General features: G+C 40.7%; 14 protein-coding genes, 1 tRNA gene and 1 pseudogene. 5 read left to right on the forward strand and 11 right to left on the reverse strand.

Features of this window, described 5'->3' with window-relative positions:
- Window positions 1-170: 170 nt before the first annotated feature.
- From VB620_RS10195 to VB620_RS10230, 8 genes are all read right to left on the reverse strand, one after another.
- Entirely contained in the window at window positions 171-914 is a 744-nt protein-coding gene (locus VB620_RS10195; RefSeq protein ID WP_323196038.1) for an ABC transporter ATP-binding protein, read from the reverse strand.
- A gap of 318 nt (window positions 915-1,232) precedes the next feature.
- Window positions 1,233-2,021, reverse strand: coding sequence for a PEP-CTERM sorting domain-containing protein (locus tag VB620_RS10200; RefSeq protein WP_323196039.1), 789 nt, complete (start codon window positions 2,019-2,021; stop codon window positions 1,233-1,235).
- 258 nt (window positions 2,022-2,279) lie between these two features.
- Window positions 2,280-2,504: an indolepyruvate ferredoxin oxidoreductase subunit alpha gene (locus VB620_RS10205; RefSeq protein ID WP_323196040.1), complete on the reverse strand. Its 225-nt coding sequence runs from the start codon at window positions 2,502-2,504 to the stop codon at window positions 2,280-2,282.
- A gap of 158 nt (window positions 2,505-2,662) precedes the next feature.
- Window positions 2,663-3,874: an ATP phosphoribosyltransferase regulatory subunit gene (locus VB620_RS10210; protein WP_323196041.1), complete on the reverse strand. Its 1,212-nt coding sequence runs from the start codon at window positions 3,872-3,874 to the stop codon at window positions 2,663-2,665.
- The gene (locus VB620_RS10215) at window positions 3,874-4,839 is read right to left on the reverse strand and encodes a J domain-containing protein (RefSeq protein ID WP_323196042.1); all 966 of its coding nucleotides are present in this window, start codon (window positions 4,837-4,839) and stop codon (window positions 3,874-3,876) included. The genes VB620_RS10210 and VB620_RS10215 overlap by 1 nt, the downstream gene beginning before the upstream one ends.
- Before the next feature lie 190 nt (window positions 4,840-5,029).
- Complete coding sequence (locus VB620_RS10220; protein WP_323196043.1) at window positions 5,030-5,842, reverse strand: inositol monophosphatase family protein; 813 nt, start codon at window positions 5,840-5,842, stop codon at window positions 5,030-5,032.
- Between the two features lie 222 nt (window positions 5,843-6,064).
- Complete coding sequence (locus tag VB620_RS10225) at window positions 6,065-6,619, reverse strand: thermonuclease family protein (protein WP_323196044.1); 555 nt, start codon at window positions 6,617-6,619, stop codon at window positions 6,065-6,067.
- Between the two features lie 3 nt (window positions 6,620-6,622).
- Window positions 6,623-6,991 (reverse strand): 2Fe-2S iron-sulfur cluster-binding protein, encoded by a 369-nt coding sequence (locus VB620_RS10230; protein WP_323196045.1) that lies wholly within the window; start codon window positions 6,989-6,991, stop codon window positions 6,623-6,625.
- A 105-nt stretch (window positions 6,992-7,096) separates the two neighbouring features.
- Here VB620_RS10230 and VB620_RS10235 point away from each other — a divergent pair.
- Window positions 7,097-7,183: transfer RNA gene (locus VB620_RS10235), tRNA-Ser, on the forward strand.
- Window positions 7,184-7,264: 81 nt separating this feature from the next.
- Here VB620_RS10235 and VB620_RS10240 read toward each other — a convergent pair.
- Window positions 7,265-7,930 (reverse strand): GIY-YIG nuclease family protein, encoded by a 666-nt coding sequence (locus tag VB620_RS10240; protein WP_323196046.1) that lies wholly within the window; start codon window positions 7,928-7,930, stop codon window positions 7,265-7,267.
- A 140-nt stretch (window positions 7,931-8,070) separates the two neighbouring features.
- Here VB620_RS10240 and VB620_RS10245 point away from each other — a divergent pair, with 140 nt between their 5' ends.
- From VB620_RS10245 to VB620_RS10255, 3 genes are all read left to right on the forward strand, one after another.
- Window positions 8,071-8,994, forward strand: a complete 924-nt coding sequence (locus tag VB620_RS10245) for a carbohydrate ABC transporter permease (protein ID WP_323196047.1) — start codon at window positions 8,071-8,073, stop codon at window positions 8,992-8,994.
- A gap of 1,384 nt (window positions 8,995-10,378) precedes the next feature.
- Window positions 10,379-10,900: a LabA-like NYN domain-containing protein gene (locus VB620_RS10250; RefSeq protein ID WP_323196048.1), complete on the forward strand. Its 522-nt coding sequence runs from the start codon at window positions 10,379-10,381 to the stop codon at window positions 10,898-10,900.
- A 94-nt stretch (window positions 10,901-10,994) separates the two neighbouring features.
- Entirely contained in the window at window positions 10,995-12,590 is a 1,596-nt protein-coding gene (locus VB620_RS10255) for a 2-isopropylmalate synthase (protein ID WP_323196049.1), read from the forward strand.
- 271 nt (window positions 12,591-12,861) lie between these two features.
- Here the strand turns inward: VB620_RS10255 and VB620_RS10260 are convergent, their stop codons facing one another.
- Window positions 12,862-13,434 carry a hypothetical protein gene (locus VB620_RS10260; protein WP_323196050.1) on the reverse strand — a complete coding sequence of 191 codons (573 nt, stop codon included), beginning with the start codon at window positions 13,432-13,434 and terminating at the stop codon, window positions 12,862-12,864.
- 125 nt (window positions 13,435-13,559) lie between these two features.
- A pseudogene (locus VB620_RS10265) lies at window positions 13,560-14,099 on the reverse strand (aminotransferase class I/II-fold pyridoxal phosphate-dependent enzyme); the annotation flags it as partial.
- A 99-nt stretch (window positions 14,100-14,198) separates the two neighbouring features.
- Between VB620_RS10265 and VB620_RS10270 the strand changes: the two are divergent.
- Window positions 14,199-15,653 carry a RecQ family ATP-dependent DNA helicase gene (locus VB620_RS10270; protein ID WP_323196051.1) on the forward strand — a complete coding sequence of 485 codons (1,455 nt, stop codon included), beginning with the start codon at window positions 14,199-14,201 and terminating at the stop codon, window positions 15,651-15,653.
- The last annotated feature ends 212 nt before the right edge of the window (window positions 15,654-15,865 follow it).

Consider the following 15,865-nt stretch of genomic DNA (forward strand, 5'->3'; position numbering starts at 1 on the left):
CTACAATTATAATCTACGTTAAAAGGTCATCCCAGCTATTGAACTTGATGGTTGTAAGAAAACTGAAGCCAGTCAAATGTTTAGTTTAATATTAGCCGCCACACCATCACCTTATAGTTGAAGCGAAAAACCGAAACCGGAGACTTCATCAGCTTTTAGGGTAACCAAAATTAATGAGCTTTACCTGCACCTAAATATAATTCAGCGACTTTAGGATCATGTAATAATTCTTGACCAGGGCCAGAAATAGCATCGCGCCCTGATTCCAGTACATAACCACGGTCAGCCATTTCTAAGGCTTTACGGGCGTTTTGTTCCACTAGGACAATCGCTGTACCTGTTTGATTAACTTGTTTAATTTGCTCAAAAACTTGGGTAACGAGGATGGGAGATAAAGCCGCAGAAGGTTCATCTAAAAGCAGTAAACTCGGTTCTAACATCAAAGCTTTGCCCATCGCCAGCATTTGACGTTCACCACCTGATAGTGTACCAGCACGTTGACGACGGCGATCGCTCAGTCTAGGAAACATCGTAAAAATTCTCTCTTTCAGAGGTTTCAGGGGTACATTACGCACAAACGCCCCCATTTCCAGATTTTCTTCCACACTCAGAGAAGGAAAAACATTAGAGATTTGTGGCACATAAGACATTCCCCGCTTCACTATTTGATTTGACTTTAGCCCAGCAATATTTTCATTTTTAAAGGTAATTGTCCCTGTGTGAGGAGTTAACAGCCCGAAAATAGTTTTGGCTAAGGTGGATTTACCTGCACCATTCGGGCCAATTACTGTGACCAATTCCCCTGCGTCCACCCGAAAATTCACCCCTTGGAGGATATCTATATCTTTGCTGTATCCAGCGTGAACGTTTTGAACTTCTAGCAGTGGCGTAGAATTATTGACTGAAGCTGACATAAAATCCTTTGAAGTCTCTGATGTGCAGTAAGCGTTCTTTGCATCCTAGCTTAAGGGTTTACTGATGAAACCTTTGTGATATTCGCCTTTTGCATCGGTTTAACGCTCACACATTCACTTTTATTAAAATCTGCCTAGTTAGAATTATTTTTTATAAAAAAAATATTCACATAAAGTTAACATAGATTTTCCCACAAAAAAGCATAGATATTTGAATCTATGCTCCAATGTCTGGGGACTGAATCCCACTTCTTATCCAATTGAGGACAGAAGTTTATGGGGGTTTCTATCCTCAATTAGCGGACTTCAGCGTGAAACCTATACAGTTTTTGCAGCTTGCTTACGACGAGATGCAAAGTAGACTCCCATTAAGGATAAAGCAGCCAAAGTAGCAGGTTCTGGAACTGAAGTAGGAGGTGTTACAACATTATGCTGTCCGGAGACAGTTACTTGACCTAGTGACTCACCGTTGTTACCCACGTCTCCAACATAAAGATATAGTGGACCTGCGGCAGAAACGGCACTAGTCAGGTTAAATAGAACTTCGCCATTATCACCTAAGCTAGCAAATCCGCTACCAACAAAATCTGCTGGGTCGCCGTTACCAACGGTATCAAACAAGTTACCATCAAAGCTTCCCAATGTCGCAACGGTGTTATCAATATTACCGCCACTGGTACCAAATAAAGCAGGATCAGCAGGAGCGCGTTGGGTTCCTGGAGTCAATACAGTGCCTGCTGGAGTGAAATCGAACACGCCTAATCCACTAACCGTGTTGATTTGTGAAGCATCGTTAATCAAGGTGGTGCTGAGGATGATGGAATCTAAATCAAAACCACTAAATTGACTAGTTGCGCCAGCCAAGTTACCACTATCCCGCAACAGAATGGAACTGATATCGCCGCCCAAAGTGGAAAAATCAGCACGGAAAATGCCAATATCTGAGGTGTTCGCGCCTGTGTTTATAGAACCTGTTAGTTGTGTGAAGCCAACATCAGTGGTAAATGCTGCGGCTGAAGCCGATTGAGCAGACATTACACTCACTGCTGTAGCAGAGAGACCGAATGCCAATATTTTAGAAATGTTAGTTATGCTGTGTTTGGTCATAAGTTTTGTAGAAGCCTTGGGTGATTTACCGTTTACACGGTTTTTCTATTAACCAACTAATCATACCTGCTAGCTGAGAATATTGACTAGGCATTTTTACACACTTTACAGAAAATTTATTCAGAGATCAGCATATTAGTAAATGTTTCTAACATATCGTATGAGTTGGTGAAATAACATAGATTTATAGAAAAAACAGGCAGTTTTGAAGTGTTTCAAATGCCTGTATTCAGCAAAAAATTCAGTCAATATGTGAATTTAGGGTGTTTTTTGCAAATCTGGTCGTTCTTCAGGGAGGATAGCATCTGTTACAGGACAAACCTGAATACATATACCACAATCGATACAGGTGGCAAAGTCAATCCAATACCAATCGGTTCCCTTAACATTTTTGCCTGGTCCTTCATGAATACAAGCTACTGGACAAGCGTCTACGCAGTCAGCAACCCCTTCACAAACATCAGTCACAATGGTGTGAGCCATTTCTTGTCAATTTCCTTTCTTGCGGATCAGCTATTCTAGCCTACCAGGGGGCTGGGGATTGGGTATTGGTCATTAGTCATTAGTCATTGAGAAGTTACTGCCTTCTCCCCCCTGCTCCCTGCTCCCAGCTCCCCTGCTTCTTTCCCCCTATTCCCTAATTAACTCAAGGATTCATTGGCGATGGAACCATCAGATTTAATCCAAGCAATTTGGGTAATACCGCGATCGCTGGCGTATTGTCTCACAACTGCGGTATCTCTGCCACCTAAATGTATTTCTACCCCCAGGATATCTTTAGAATCACGGAGTTTTTGGGCATGGACAAAGGCCGCCGCTTCAGAATTTGCGGTCTCGGCTACTACTAACCAGTCACTGGCTGGGGTTGATTGTGGTAATTGCTGTGTAGATAAAATCACTTGGTATAAATCTTCGATATTCAGCACAAAACCAATACCGGGAATATCCTGTCCTTGGGGATGATACAGTCCCAAAAGCTGGTCATAGCGACCACCACGCCCCAATACTCTGGTTTGTGAATTGGCATGGCTGACGATTTCAAATACTATGCCAGTGTAGTAATTTATGGTTTGAATTAAGCTGAGGTCAAGAATTAAAGGAAAGTCTCCTGCTGATTCTAATAACTCTACCAGAGATTTGAGGTGGTTAACTTTTTCTTGTTGCTCTGGATCTAAACCAAGGCTACTGACTTTTTGTAAAACATCGGCACTGTTACCGCGTAAATCCATCATGATTCTGGCGCGATCGCGTAGTTCATCGGTCAGGGGTAAAGTATCTATAGCAATACGATCAAGATGAGCGATCGCACTACGAACTTGACCTTGGATATTCACCGGAAAAGCATTCAGGAGCGATCGTGTAATTCCCGCTTCCCCCAAAATTAAATGCCAATCCTCCACACCCAGCGCCGTCAAACAATTTTTCGCCAATAGCAGCACTTCTGCATTCGCCAATAATCCCCCCACACCTAACAACTCAACCCCGGCTTGATAAAACTCTTGCTGGCGATTATGCTTGTTTTCCCAGGTGCGGCGAAAGACATTAGCATTGTAATACAGCCGTTGGGGATAGGTGACATCTGCCATTCTGGTAGCCACTGCACGAGCAATAGAAGCAGTCAACTCTGGACGTAAGCCTAATTCTTCATCTTCACCATTTTGCAGTTGAATCACCATCTGGCGTTGAATTGCTTCTCCCGCCATCAAAGTATCCATGCGTTCCAAAGTTGAAGTGATAATCCTGTGATATCCCCAACCATGAAACACCTGCTGTAACCTATCTTCAATCCAGCGTTTTTGAGCTACATCTAAAGGTAATAAATCTCTAGCTCCCGCTGCTGGTTGATACACCATTATTTTTTCTTCCCACCAAAAAAACCACCAAACAAGCCTCCACCCCCGGACTGATCTGATGGCTGATTTCCATCATCCGGAGGTGAAATAACTTTAGAATCACTGGATTGTTGCCCTAAAGCCTTTTCTATTTTAGGTTTCCATGTCAACGCTATTTTATCCGTGGGATCTAATTTCAAAGCATTATCAAAATGAATTTTAGCCATTTTCACTTGATTTTGCTTCAAATAAACCAAGGCTACCAAACTATGACAGTGACTATTCTTGGGTTCTAGCCTGAGTGCGTCTTGTAATTCCACCTTGGCTTCACTAAGTTTGTTTTTTTCAATCAAATTTTCAGCGCGACGGATATAGTGATCTACAGCCGAATCTTCTTTAATTTTTTGTGGGGGTGGGGGTGGGGGTGGTGTAGAAGATCCTGTTTTGGATTTTGAGGTAGCTAAGTTACCTCTAGCGACAGCTGATGACCCCGGTGAGCCAGAACCATTGGCAGCACTCCGGATGAGATAAACTAAATTTAATTCGCTGATCCGAGATATAAATTTAGTAGATTTTTGTAACGTTTTATACTGTTCTTCCGCCAGTTTAGCGATCGCAGTTTTATAAAAAGAATCAATATTAGGAGCAGCAGCCAGTTGTTTCGCCAAATCCCCATTCAATTCCACTGAACTAGATTGCTGTGCCAGGGACTTACCCATATGGGACAAAATAATTATCTGTTCTGTGCGACTGCGTTCTGTGGACAGATGTTCATAAGCTGGGTTAACCAACTTTGAGAGTAATTCACTCGCCAGATGTTTTTCCTCGGCAGAGGTAAATGCATTACTATCTGGGTGCAAACGGCGAGCAATTTCCAGATAACGTTTACGTATTTCCTTAATATTAGCGTCAACGGAAACACACAGAATTGCGTGATTATCTACGACATCATATTTAAAAAAGCCACGATCTATTTTCAAAGACATAGAGCGGTGTTGCACCCAAAGAGCTTAATATTTTTATAGTTTACCGAACAAATGGTGTTAAAGCTTCGTCCACTTCGGCAAATGTTACACAGTGAGTTTGCTGAACTGCTCAGTGCATCGATTTGAGGAGGGTTTTTTGATACAATAGTGGAAACACGGACGGCATTGTTTATTCTTTATTAATTAACCCTTACTTCCAACTAGACAAAGGCGGAACCTCTACTAACTCACGACTTAGCTGTTCGTGAATATTGCCATTAGTTGCCAAGATTCTACCTGACTCAATTTTGAAAGGAGTACCATCGTAGGCTGTGACTTTACCTCCAGCTTCTCGCAATAAAACTATCCCGGCCACTACATCCCAGGGAGAAATTCCCCTTTCCCAGTAACCATCAACCCGCCCACAAGCAACATAAGCCAAATCCAGGGCGGCGGAACCGCTACGGCGGACACCTTGGGTAAGATGGGTCAAATGACAAAACTCTGCATAGTTGTTATCCGATGTTTCCCGGCGATCATAGGCGAATCCCGTTACCAGAAGACTTTTACTCAGTTCTGATATTTGGGAAACCTGGATTTTTTGGCGGTTACGGGTCGCACCTAAGTCAGTAGCTGCCCGAAATAGTTCATCATGAAAAGGGTCATAAATTACCCCTACCTGCGGCACACCATTAACTAATAACCCAATGGAAACAGCAAAAGCCGAATATTGGTGAGCGTAGTTAGTTGTACCATCTAGCGGATCAATTGCCCAGAGGTACTGATTATCTTGATTTCCTAACTTTCCTGATTCCTCAGCCAAAATCGAATGTTGAGGAAAGTGACGACGCAAAATATCTAAGATCACGACTTCCGAAGCTTTATCCGCAGCCGTAACTAAATCACCAGGGCGGCCTTTTTCCGTAATCGCATCTCCTAACTTACCCAAATAGCCTTGTAAAACAGCACCCGCAGCTAACGCCGCTTCCGTAGCAATATCTAGAAAAATTTGTAAATTAGTCATAAATTAGTCATTTGTAAATTAGTCATTGGTCAGTAGGAAAGAAATTACCGTCTTCTCCCCCCTGCTCCCCGCACCCTGCTCCCTTGCCTCTTACTCCCCCCTGCTCCCCGCCCCCTGCTCCCTTGCCTCTTACTCCCCCCTGCTCCCTGCCCCCTGCCCCCCTGCCTCTTTCTCCCCCCTGCTCCCTGCCCCCTGCCCCCCTGCCTCTTACCCCCCCATTCCCTAAAGATTAAGGCGGCGAAACTCAGCAGGAGGGATTCTCATAGGTTTTTCTGGGTTCCAAATGCCTTTTCCCATGAGTCTAGCCGATTGTTGGGCGCGTTCCAAGCGCTGGTCGTATTTATGGTTAGGCGATCGCCCGATAAACAAAGCATATCCCTGTTTAACCACTTCTTCATTCAATAACTGCTGATTTTGCCACACATAAGCCAAAATGCGACCATTTTTATCTTTGGCTTCCACATCAAATTCCAGGGTTACTGGTTGTGTAGGGTCACCAATCAACTGTGCTAATAGTTCCCTCGATTCTTCTCCCCAAGGGCGTTGGCGAAAATCTGGTGCATCAATCCCCACCAACCGGACACGAGAAATCAAATTTGGTTGTTCAGCCATACCTAATACATCCAAACTTTGCCCACTGACTACCCGCGCTACCTTCACCTGAACTTGATTGCTTACTGTTGGATAATCAGCTTGACAACTCACCAGCAACAGCAAGCAACACAAACAGGCGATTCTACTCAGCAACACCCCAATAAAAACCTGAGTGCGAACCAAAATTTAATCCTCATCTAACGGTAAACCCGCTTTAACTTTACCTCTGGCAAAATAGCGCCCAAACTGTAATTCATACACCTCATCCTCATCTTGAGTTTCTACCTCCAAATCGGAACGGGCATAACTCACGCACAACAAAGCGTAACCTTTACGGCGCAACGCTGGGGATAATCCAATAGCCTCTGGTTGGTATATTTCTCCCGACACCACCCGCACGGCACAAGTCGTACAAGCCCCATTCCGGCAAGAAAAAGGTAGTTCCCCACCTTGTTGTTCGATGGTGTGGAGAATGTAGCGATCCTCTGGAACTTGTAGACTGTATTCTTTACCTGTAGCGCGATCGCGGACTTTAACTGTATAGGTATCGGACATCGTGATTAGAGATCAGAATGTGGACTTTCAACTTTAATTTAATTTATTTGCTCCTCTATTTGCATTTTTTTTAATTCCGTAGTATAGTTGTAAATCGTTGCACCTGGAGAGGTGGCCGAGTGGTTGAAGGCGCAGACCTGGAAAGTCTGTTATGCGGGAACGTATACGAGGGTTCGAATCCCTCCCTCTCCGTTGAAGAACTGAAAATAAGATTTTTTAGTAACCAGTGAAGCTGTGATTCAAAACTACTAATTTCTTGTAGGGGATAGTCTATTAAGATTTAGTTTCCTCTGTCTGCTCCTCAATTACTGAACTCCAATTATCATTTTTAACAGCAGCTTCCAGTCTATGTTGACGTTCTGCTGAACTCCCTTCAATATTTTCTATTTCCGCAGACAAGGTGGAATCAGCCATTGCTTTGCGTAACTTTAACTTTTTCTCCTCGTAGGCTTGGCGTTCGGCTTCTGACATTACCGCTTTAGCCGCTTCCCCCACTGTACTCGCCCATATTCCCCCATCAGCTACATTACCAGGGGGTGTAGTTTCCAGTTCTGCAATCCAAGCATCACGCAAGTCTTCCATTTCTTGACGCTTAGGAAACTTAAAGGTTTGCACACGCACAAAGGCGCATTTTTGTTCACCATATTGACTCACATGGCCGTTGAGGGAAAGCAACACATTTCGGGAATAACCAATATACTGGGTTTGGCTTTGTGCATCTAAAACCGCGTAAACTCCGGCAATTTTGGCGTTATCGGAAGCTGTGCGCCAGGTTTCCAGAGGTATAATTTCCGCCCCATTGTTTGCTAATTCCGGCGTTGCTATCACTTCAGTGATATCGTGTTCATCATCGGAACTGTACAAAAATTCATGTAAGCCACGGTGATTAACTGGGACATTTTGATGCTCAATGGGCAAATTTTTATCAGGTTCCATCATGGTTTATCTCCGTTTGACTAATTATGAGTGTTTACTGTGCGATCGCTGATCCAGGCTAATATTTGTGTAATATTAATTAACTTTTTATCGTTTTTAACAGGTGAATAATTCCTCCACCCAATCAACTATAAAATGCCTATATGAATCAATTTAAGCTGGAAAATTGGAATTTTATCAAACACCGTCTGACTCCTTACCTATTTTTACTCCCGGCTTTAATTCTCTTAGGTTTAACAGTTTTTTGGCCAGCAATACAAGCATTTTACCTAAGTTTCACCAGTTACGAAGACCTTTCCCAGCCTCCCCAATGGATAGGTTTTGATAACTTTCTTCGCCTGTGGAAAGATGCAGTTTTTTGGAAAACATTAGAAAATACATTTCTCTATCTTGTCGGAGTTGTCCCAATTTTAGTCATGGCTCCCTTAGCTTTGGCAATTTTAGTAAATCAGAAACTGCGAGGGATGAATTGGTTTAGAGTAGCTTACTACACCCCAGTAGTGATATCAATGGTAGTGGCTGGTATAGCTTGGAAATGGCTATATGCAGAAAATGGCTTACTCAATCAATTACTAAAAACTTTGAATATTTTTCCTGAAGGTATTCCCTGGCTAACTAGTCCAGAAAAATTGCTGGGTATTGTGCCAATTTCCCTAGCCAGTGTTATGGTTGTGACCATTTGGAAAGGACTAGGTTATTACATGGTGATTTATTTAGCGGGGTTACAATCAATTCCGGCTGATGTATATGAAGCCGCCGCTATTGATGGTTCTGATGGTATTCGCAAACACTGGGATATTACCGTACCGTTAATGCAACCTTATTTAGCATTGGTGGCGGTAATTTCTGCTATTTCTGCGACTAAAGTATTTGAAGAAGTTTTTATTATGACTCAAGGCGGTCCACTGAATAGCTCCAAAACTATTGTTTACTATTTATATGAAGAAGCCTTTAGTAACTTAGAAATTAGCTATGCTTGCACAATGGGATTAGTATTATTTTTAATTATTTTAGGGCTGTCAGTTTTACGATTACTAATTAATCAACAAGAAGATATTACAATTTAGACATTGTTAGAACAAATTAAATGTAGAAATGTTCCATAAACTGATGATCTTTACAGATGGTTTGGCTGGAGAAAAACAAATGAGTTAGTCAATTAGTAGTGAAAACTATTAAGGTTGACTGTTAAGGAATATTGGCGATCGCACATAAACTATTACAGCAGATATTATTCTCATAGCTACAGATGGGAGTTCCACTAGGGACTGAGTTAAAAAAACTAAATTTATACATATTTTTAGATCATGGATTGGAAATGGGCGATCGCCAGTGATGCTGTAAATACTTGGTGGTATCTAGTATAATAGTTCCCACACCAGCCTATCCTAACTTTTTCATAATCTGAGTCTATGTATGGCGTTTCTAAGGAGAATCTTTCAGTGCATCTAAGTAGCCATACTATCGCCGATTTGTTTTATAGTACTATTCGGGAATGATGATCTTCTGATTATCAGTTGCCAAAATTACCATATTTTCTGGAGGTATTCTGAACTCACACAGGTGCAAAAATGGGGAAAACTGGTGATTTTCCAGTAATTACACCCAAGTACCAGCAATAACTGTCAGAAATACTGCACTCAAGAAAGAACCTCCACTGAGGTAATTACCTCAACAGGCCATTCGCGGGGATAGTTTTCAGTTAACTTGAGGTTATATTGGCAGTAGAGGCATTTTTTTTGGTGAAGCTACTAGATATATGTTATTTTGCCGTATCGTGTTAATAGTTAATTTAAGTTGTACTACTTTATTTATTCAGGACCGGTTTAGCTAGAAATAGATTGAACTAAAATTTAAATGAGAACCTTATACTTTTGTAATATCTTTTCTATTTTTGACCAAACTTGGGTTAATAAATTGCAACTCAGTCAGCTATTAAGCAAAATCTGGCTCAACTGATTTTCTGATCCAGAGCAAAGCTGTAATCATGTCACAGGTTACAGTGGAAAGCCTACGGCTTCAGCAGTTAGTGAGGATAAGATTTAATTATCGTTATCTTGCCAGAATTTTGATAAGTCCACGCATTTACCATCAAGTTGATATTTTTATGAAGTCGAAAATTTATAGCTGGTTATCCATATCTTGTGCTAACAACTATGCCTGAGATATTTGAAAACGAACTGGACAGTTTCATGAATAAGAATACTGTTAATCAGCCGATTTTATGGATTAATTTTGCTGATGAAGTGTTTATGAAAATGTCAAACCTCAAAAGGTTGAAGTTTCAGTAGCTTAAGTCTAATATCTTAGCCGATTTTGTGCGGTGCGGGAGGTAAGATAAAAGCTATACATAAAACCCGGTTATGGGAATTTTTGCAAATTGATCATTTGAGAATTGCTATAATCTATTGTCCAATCTATTACTTTTCTATTTGTTAGGTGTATTTTTCTATGGGTTCCCCAATGAATCGTCTGTCTATTTTTGTAGACGGAAATAATATGTTCTATGCTCAACAAAAAAATGGGTGGTTTTTTGACCCAAGGCGAGTCCTAGACTATTTTAAACATGAGCAATCAGACACAACATTGATTAATGCTTTCTGGTACACTGGTTTAAAAGATCCACAAGATCAGCGAGGTTTCAGAGATGCTCTAATTAGCTTAGGATATACAGTACGCACTAAAATTCTCAAAGAATATTATGATGACTCATCGGGGCGCTACTCCCAAAAAGCTAATTTAGATATTGAAATTGTCGTAGATATGTTTAATACCGTTGATCAATATGATCGAGTGGTTTTATTCAGTGGTGATGGGGATTTTGAAAGAGCTATCGAGCTACTCAGGTCTAAAAATACGCATATAACTGTAGTATCAACGGAAGGAATGATAGCTAGAGAGCTACGTAATGCTACTGATAGATATATTGACTTAAACGATATCAGAGACCGTATAGAAAAAGTAGAAGGTTAGTAACCTTAGCAAATAGTTACAAATCTTTAGAGTAAAAAAACTAAGGTTCAAGATATTTTATTAAGCCAACAGTAAAAATTTACCAGGAGGAAAAATGACCAGCAAAGGCGAGAAAATCATCATTTTTGACACGACCCTCAGAGATGGAGAACAGTGTCCAGGAGCAACTTTAAATATAGATGAAAAGCTAGCGATCGCCAAGCAACTATCCCGTTTAGGCGTAGATGTGATTGAAGCGGGTTTCGCCTTTGCGAGTCCTGGAGATTTTGAAGCAGTTAATAAAATTGCTCAACTTGTGGGGACAGAAGACGGCCCCGTAATTTGTAGTTTAGCCAGAGCGATTAAAGCGGATATTGAAGCCGCAGCCGAGGCCTTAAAACCAGCAGTTCATGGTCGGATTCATACCTTTATTTCCACATCAGATATTCATTTAGAGTATCAGTTACGGAAATCAAGAGCCGAAGTGTTGGCGATCGCCGAAGAAATGGTAGCCTATGCGAAGTCATTCATGGCGGATGTGGAATTTTCGCCAATGGATGCAGCCCGTTCTGATCCAGATTTCCTTTATCAGGTATTAGAGCGCACTATCGCCGCCGGTGCAACTACTGTTAACATTCCCGACACTGTAGGTTACTTAACACCCAGTGAATTTGGGGCAATGATTAAAGGTATTAAAGATCATGTCCCCAACATTGATCAAGCCATTATTTCCGTACATGGACATAACGACTTAGGTTTAGCCGTTGCCAACTTCCTGGAAGCTGTGAAAAATGGTGCTACCCAGTTAGAATGTACCATCAACGGCATTGGTGAACGCGCCGGTAATGCTTCCCTAGAAGAATTGGTCATGGCTTTGCACGTGCGGCGACAATATTTCAATCCCTTCTTAGGAAGACCCGCAGAATCGGAAGCACCCCTAACGAATATTGACACCAAGCAAATTTATAAAACCTCCCGCCTAGTTTCTAATTTAACCGGAATGCTAGTGCAACCCAATAAAGCCATAGTGGGAGCCAATGCTTTTGCTCACGAGTCAGGGATTCACCAAGATGGGGTGTTAAAAAACAAGCTCACCTACGAAATCATGGACGCTCAATTGATTGGCTTAACAGACAATCAAATCGTCTTGGGTAAACATTCCGGGCGCAACGCTTTCCGTACTCGGTTAGCAGAATTGGGTTTTGAACTCTCAGAAACCGAATTGAATAAAGCCTTTGTGCGGTTCAAAGATGTCGCCGATAAAAAGAAAGAAATTTCTGATTGGGATTTAGAGGCGATCGTCAATGATGAAATTCAACAAACACCAGATTTATTTAAACTTGAGTTAGTACAAGTGACTTCTGGTAGTAATACTCAACCCACAGCTACCGTTACTCTCCGCAACCCAGACGGTGAAGAATTGACTGATGCGGCCATTGGTACTGGGCCAGTAGACGCAGTTTATAAAGCAATTAACCGTGTTGTGAATGTCCCGAATGAGTTGATTGAGTTCTCTGTCCAGTCAGTTACAGAAGGAATTGATGCGATCGGGGAAGTAACCATCCGTATCCGCCATGATTCTAGAGTATTTTCTGGTCATGCGGCGAATACAGATATTATCGTTGCTTCAGCCCACGCTTATGTGAATGCGCTGAATCGTCTTTACGCATCTTTGCAAACTCAAGAAAAGCCAGAAGAAGTAACTGCTTAGAAAGTGTAAAACTTCCAGGGGTAAGGTTGTGATGAATTATTTTTGTCTTCAACCTGACCCCAACAATCTAAAAATGTCTTTGTAAACAAGGTAATATTTAATTTGGTAAATTATTTGTAATACTTTCGGAGTTACTTACTAATGTTATGAATGTGTGTTCCGCAGAGTTTCAGCTAATCAAATTGTAAGAGATGTAATTTTCCCTTTTAATATTCAAATTAAGCAATGCGAAATCTTCCATGTATTTCGGTAATTATATATTAATAATATATTAATCAATTTTACATAACAAATTATCCTTACATGGTTTTCCAAAAGGTTTATTAAATATACTCTTCCCTGTACAAACCCTCCCTTCATCCCAACCTGTTACTATAAGATTGTCATTTTTAACTTCAAAGTCTACACTGACTGGATGGCAGTTTTCAGTATTGTCCCACTCGAATGTGATCAGATTTGGATATCCACTTTCAGGTTCGCCTAGTTCTCGCCTAATAGCATCAGTAACAACTGAATCAGGATTCCTTTTCAATAATGTAATAACCTCTTTATAACTCATACCTATTCTCATTAGTTGAGCAGACTTAGATAATTCTGTCCTTAAGGGTAATTGTGCAGAAATAGAAGAATCAGGAGTTCTATCATCATCAAAAGCAAATGGGTTATCAACGCAAAGTTGTGTAAGATCAGTAGCTTCTTCTGTAGTTATCTCTCTCCCTGTGGAAGTAACTATCTTAGAGTAGCCTTTCTTCTGACACTCTGATATTGGATTACTGCCACATGAAACCATCAGAATATGTAATATATTAAAGCTTAAAAATATTATTAATTTATTTATTAACATATGTTGTTTTTGGTTATTAAAAGAAATCTTGATTTATTTTACCAAATGTATAAAATGTTTTATTTATTTTGGTGACTTTTATACTCTAACATATTTGAATGCATCATAGTCTTCAGAACAATACATCAAAATATTTGAGCGAATCTAAGAATACCTTCGGCTAGTTCTTGTTCTGTCAATTCACCATAGCCAAAAATGAATTCTCCTGTATGATGAGGTTGAAGATATTGGGGTTTAGCAGACATAATCCCTACACCCATTTGGGGTGCATGATGGATGATTTCTTCATCGCTGAGATGGCTATTTATTTTTACCATTAAATGGATTCCGGCTTTTTCGCCTAAAATAGTGACTTTTTCCCCAAAGTGCAAGTTTAAGGCTTTAACCAGGACTTGAGAACGGCGTTCATAAAGCGATCGCATCTTTCTGATATGACGTTCTAAATGTCCTTCTGAAATAAAATCTGCAAGGGCTTGTTGTTGTAAAATTGGTAAATGGCGATCGCTTAACCACTTAGCACGGGCAAATAAAGCCACTAAATTCTTTGGTAATACTAAATAACCAATCCGCAATCCCGGAAACAGCACTTTGGAAAAAGTCCCAATATACAGCACTGCATCACTACGATCTAAACCTTGTAAAGCTGGAATTGGTCTGTCACCATGCAGCTTAACGAAGTTATCGCGCATTTAAAAGCAAAACGAAAAAAAGGGAAAATTTAGAATATATATTCTATTCTCCCTATACCACGACTATAAATAATCATGAATACACCTGAAATAAACTCTTGGCAAGCAGTCCGCGCTACTTTTCAAAGAATTTGGGGTTATGATGATTTTCGTCCGCCCCAGGGTGAAATAGTCAGGAGTTTATTAGCTAAAAAAGATGCCTTGATTATTATGCCCACAGGAGGCGGAAAATCAATTTGTTTTCAACTTCCTGCACTACTTCAAACAGGATTAACCTTAGTAGTTTCGCCCTTAGTAGCACTAATGGAAAACCAAGTGCAGGAATTACTACAACGCCAACAAAAAGCCGCACTTTTACATAGTGAATTACCAACCTATCAACGCCGTAGCACACTCCAAGCTTTAGAAAGACAACAACTCAGATTACTGTATTTATCCCCAGAAACTTTATTAAGTCCACCAGTCTGGGAAAAATTGTGTCATCCAAGTTTACAAATTAATGGTTTGATATTAGATGAAGCCCATTGTTTAGTCCAGTGGGGAGATACATTCCGCCCAGCTTATCGCAGATTAGGTGCAGTCAGAGAGGCGCTACTCAAAACCAAGCCACCGGGAACAAAAATCTCTATTGCTGCTTTTACTGCTACTGCTGACCCCACCGCCCAGAAAATTATCCAAACAGTTTTAAAATTACAACAACCAGAAATTTTTAGATTAAATCCCTACCGCCCAAATTTACATCCCATTGTGCGGATAGCTTGGACACCACGAAGTCGAAAACAGCAATTATTAAAGTTTATTCAAAATCGCCCCCAACAATCGGGATTAATTTATGTTCGCACTAGAAAAGATAGCGAAAATTTAGCTGTTTGGTTAGCAGAAATGGGTTACACCACAGCTAGTTATCATGGGGGATTAGGAGCAGCAGAACGCCGTGCTATAGAAGCTAAATGGTTAAGTGGTCAAATTCCCTTTGTTATCTGTACTGGTGCTTTTGGGATGGGTATTAATAAATTAGATGTGCGTTATGTAATCCATTTTCACGCCCCTGTCCTGATCTCTGAATATTTGCAAGAAATTGGCCGGGCTGGACGAGATGGAAAACCAGCAGAGGTGTTGGCTTTAATAAGTGAACCTACGGGGTGGTTAGATCCAGAGGATCAGCAGAGAAAGCAGTTTTTTGATCAACAAAGGCGATCGCAACAACGCACAGCCCAACAATTGCTGAAAAAACTGCCCAAACAAGGAGAAATCAATGCAGTCAAGCGTCAATTTCGTGATTCTGATATAGCTTTAGCTGTACTCCATAGCAGTGGTCAACTCAATTGGCTTGACCCTTTCCATTACACTATTGAATCCGGGGCGAAAATTCAGGTAGCAACACAATCACAAGCTGCTCAACAAATGCATCAATATTTGCATAGTAAGAAATGTCGTTGGCAGTTTTTATTAAATGCTTTTGGGTTTGAAAAAGAAGCTGCTAACTGGCGTTGTGGACATTGTGATAATTGTCGAAGTAGCAACAAGTGAAACTTATATAATCAACACTGAATATGATTCTGATATCAACCTGTATCCTCTACTAATTCTATGATATTCAGGGTGTATTTTCCATATTTTAGTATATTTGACCATTTAGAAATTGAGTCTTTGCTATTTAAGGCTCTACAAGGATTGTAGCTAAACTTGCTGTTTAACACAAAGCTAATTTTCAGACTTAAATTCTAAATCAAGAAACCAAG

Origin of the sequence: Nodularia harveyana UHCC-0300, from assembly GCF_034931085.1 — a bacterium.
GTDB classification, from domain to species: Bacteria; Cyanobacteriota; Cyanobacteriia; order Cyanobacteriales; family Nostocaceae; genus Nodularia; species Nodularia harveyana.

What these genes read in the sequence shown, in the direction of transcription:
- VB620_RS10195 (WP_323196038.1), bottom strand. Translation starts at nt 914, where the DNA reads ATGTCAGCTTCAGTCAATAATTCTACGCCACTGCTAGAAGTTCAAAAC.
- VB620_RS10200 (WP_323196039.1), bottom strand. Translation starts at nt 2,021, where the DNA reads ATGACCAAACACAGCATAACTAACATTTCTAAAATATTGGCATTCGGT.
- VB620_RS10205 (WP_323196040.1), bottom strand. Translation starts at nt 2,504, where the DNA reads ATGGCTCACACCATTGTGACTGATGTTTGTGAAGGGGTTGCTGACTGC.
- VB620_RS10210 (WP_323196041.1), bottom strand. Translation starts at nt 3,874, where the DNA reads ATGGTGTATCAACCAGCAGCGGGAGCTAGAGATTTATTACCTTTAGAT.
- VB620_RS10215 (WP_323196042.1), bottom strand. Translation starts at nt 4,839, where the DNA reads ATGTCTTTGAAAATAGATCGTGGCTTTTTTAAATATGATGTCGTAGAT.
- VB620_RS10220 (WP_323196043.1), bottom strand. Translation starts at nt 5,842, where the DNA reads ATGACTAATTTACAAATTTTTCTAGATATTGCTACGGAAGCGGCGTTA.
- VB620_RS10230 (WP_323196045.1), bottom strand. Translation starts at nt 6,991, where the DNA reads ATGTCCGATACCTATACAGTTAAAGTCCGCGATCGCGCTACAGGTAAA.
- VB620_RS10240 (WP_323196046.1), bottom strand. Translation starts at nt 7,930, where the DNA reads ATGATGGAACCTGATAAAAATTTGCCCATTGAGCATCAAAATGTCCCA.
- VB620_RS10245 (WP_323196047.1), top strand. Translation starts at nt 8,071, where the DNA reads ATGAATCAATTTAAGCTGGAAAATTGGAATTTTATCAAACACCGTCTG.
- VB620_RS10250 (WP_323196048.1), top strand. Translation starts at nt 10,379, where the DNA reads ATGGGTTCCCCAATGAATCGTCTGTCTATTTTTGTAGACGGAAATAAT.
- VB620_RS10255 (WP_323196049.1), top strand. Translation starts at nt 10,995, where the DNA reads ATGACCAGCAAAGGCGAGAAAATCATCATTTTTGACACGACCCTCAGA.
- VB620_RS10260 (WP_323196050.1), bottom strand. Translation starts at nt 13,434, where the DNA reads ATGTTAATAAATAAATTAATAATATTTTTAAGCTTTAATATATTACAT.
- VB620_RS10270 (WP_323196051.1), top strand. Translation starts at nt 14,199, where the DNA reads ATGAATACACCTGAAATAAACTCTTGGCAAGCAGTCCGCGCTACTTTT.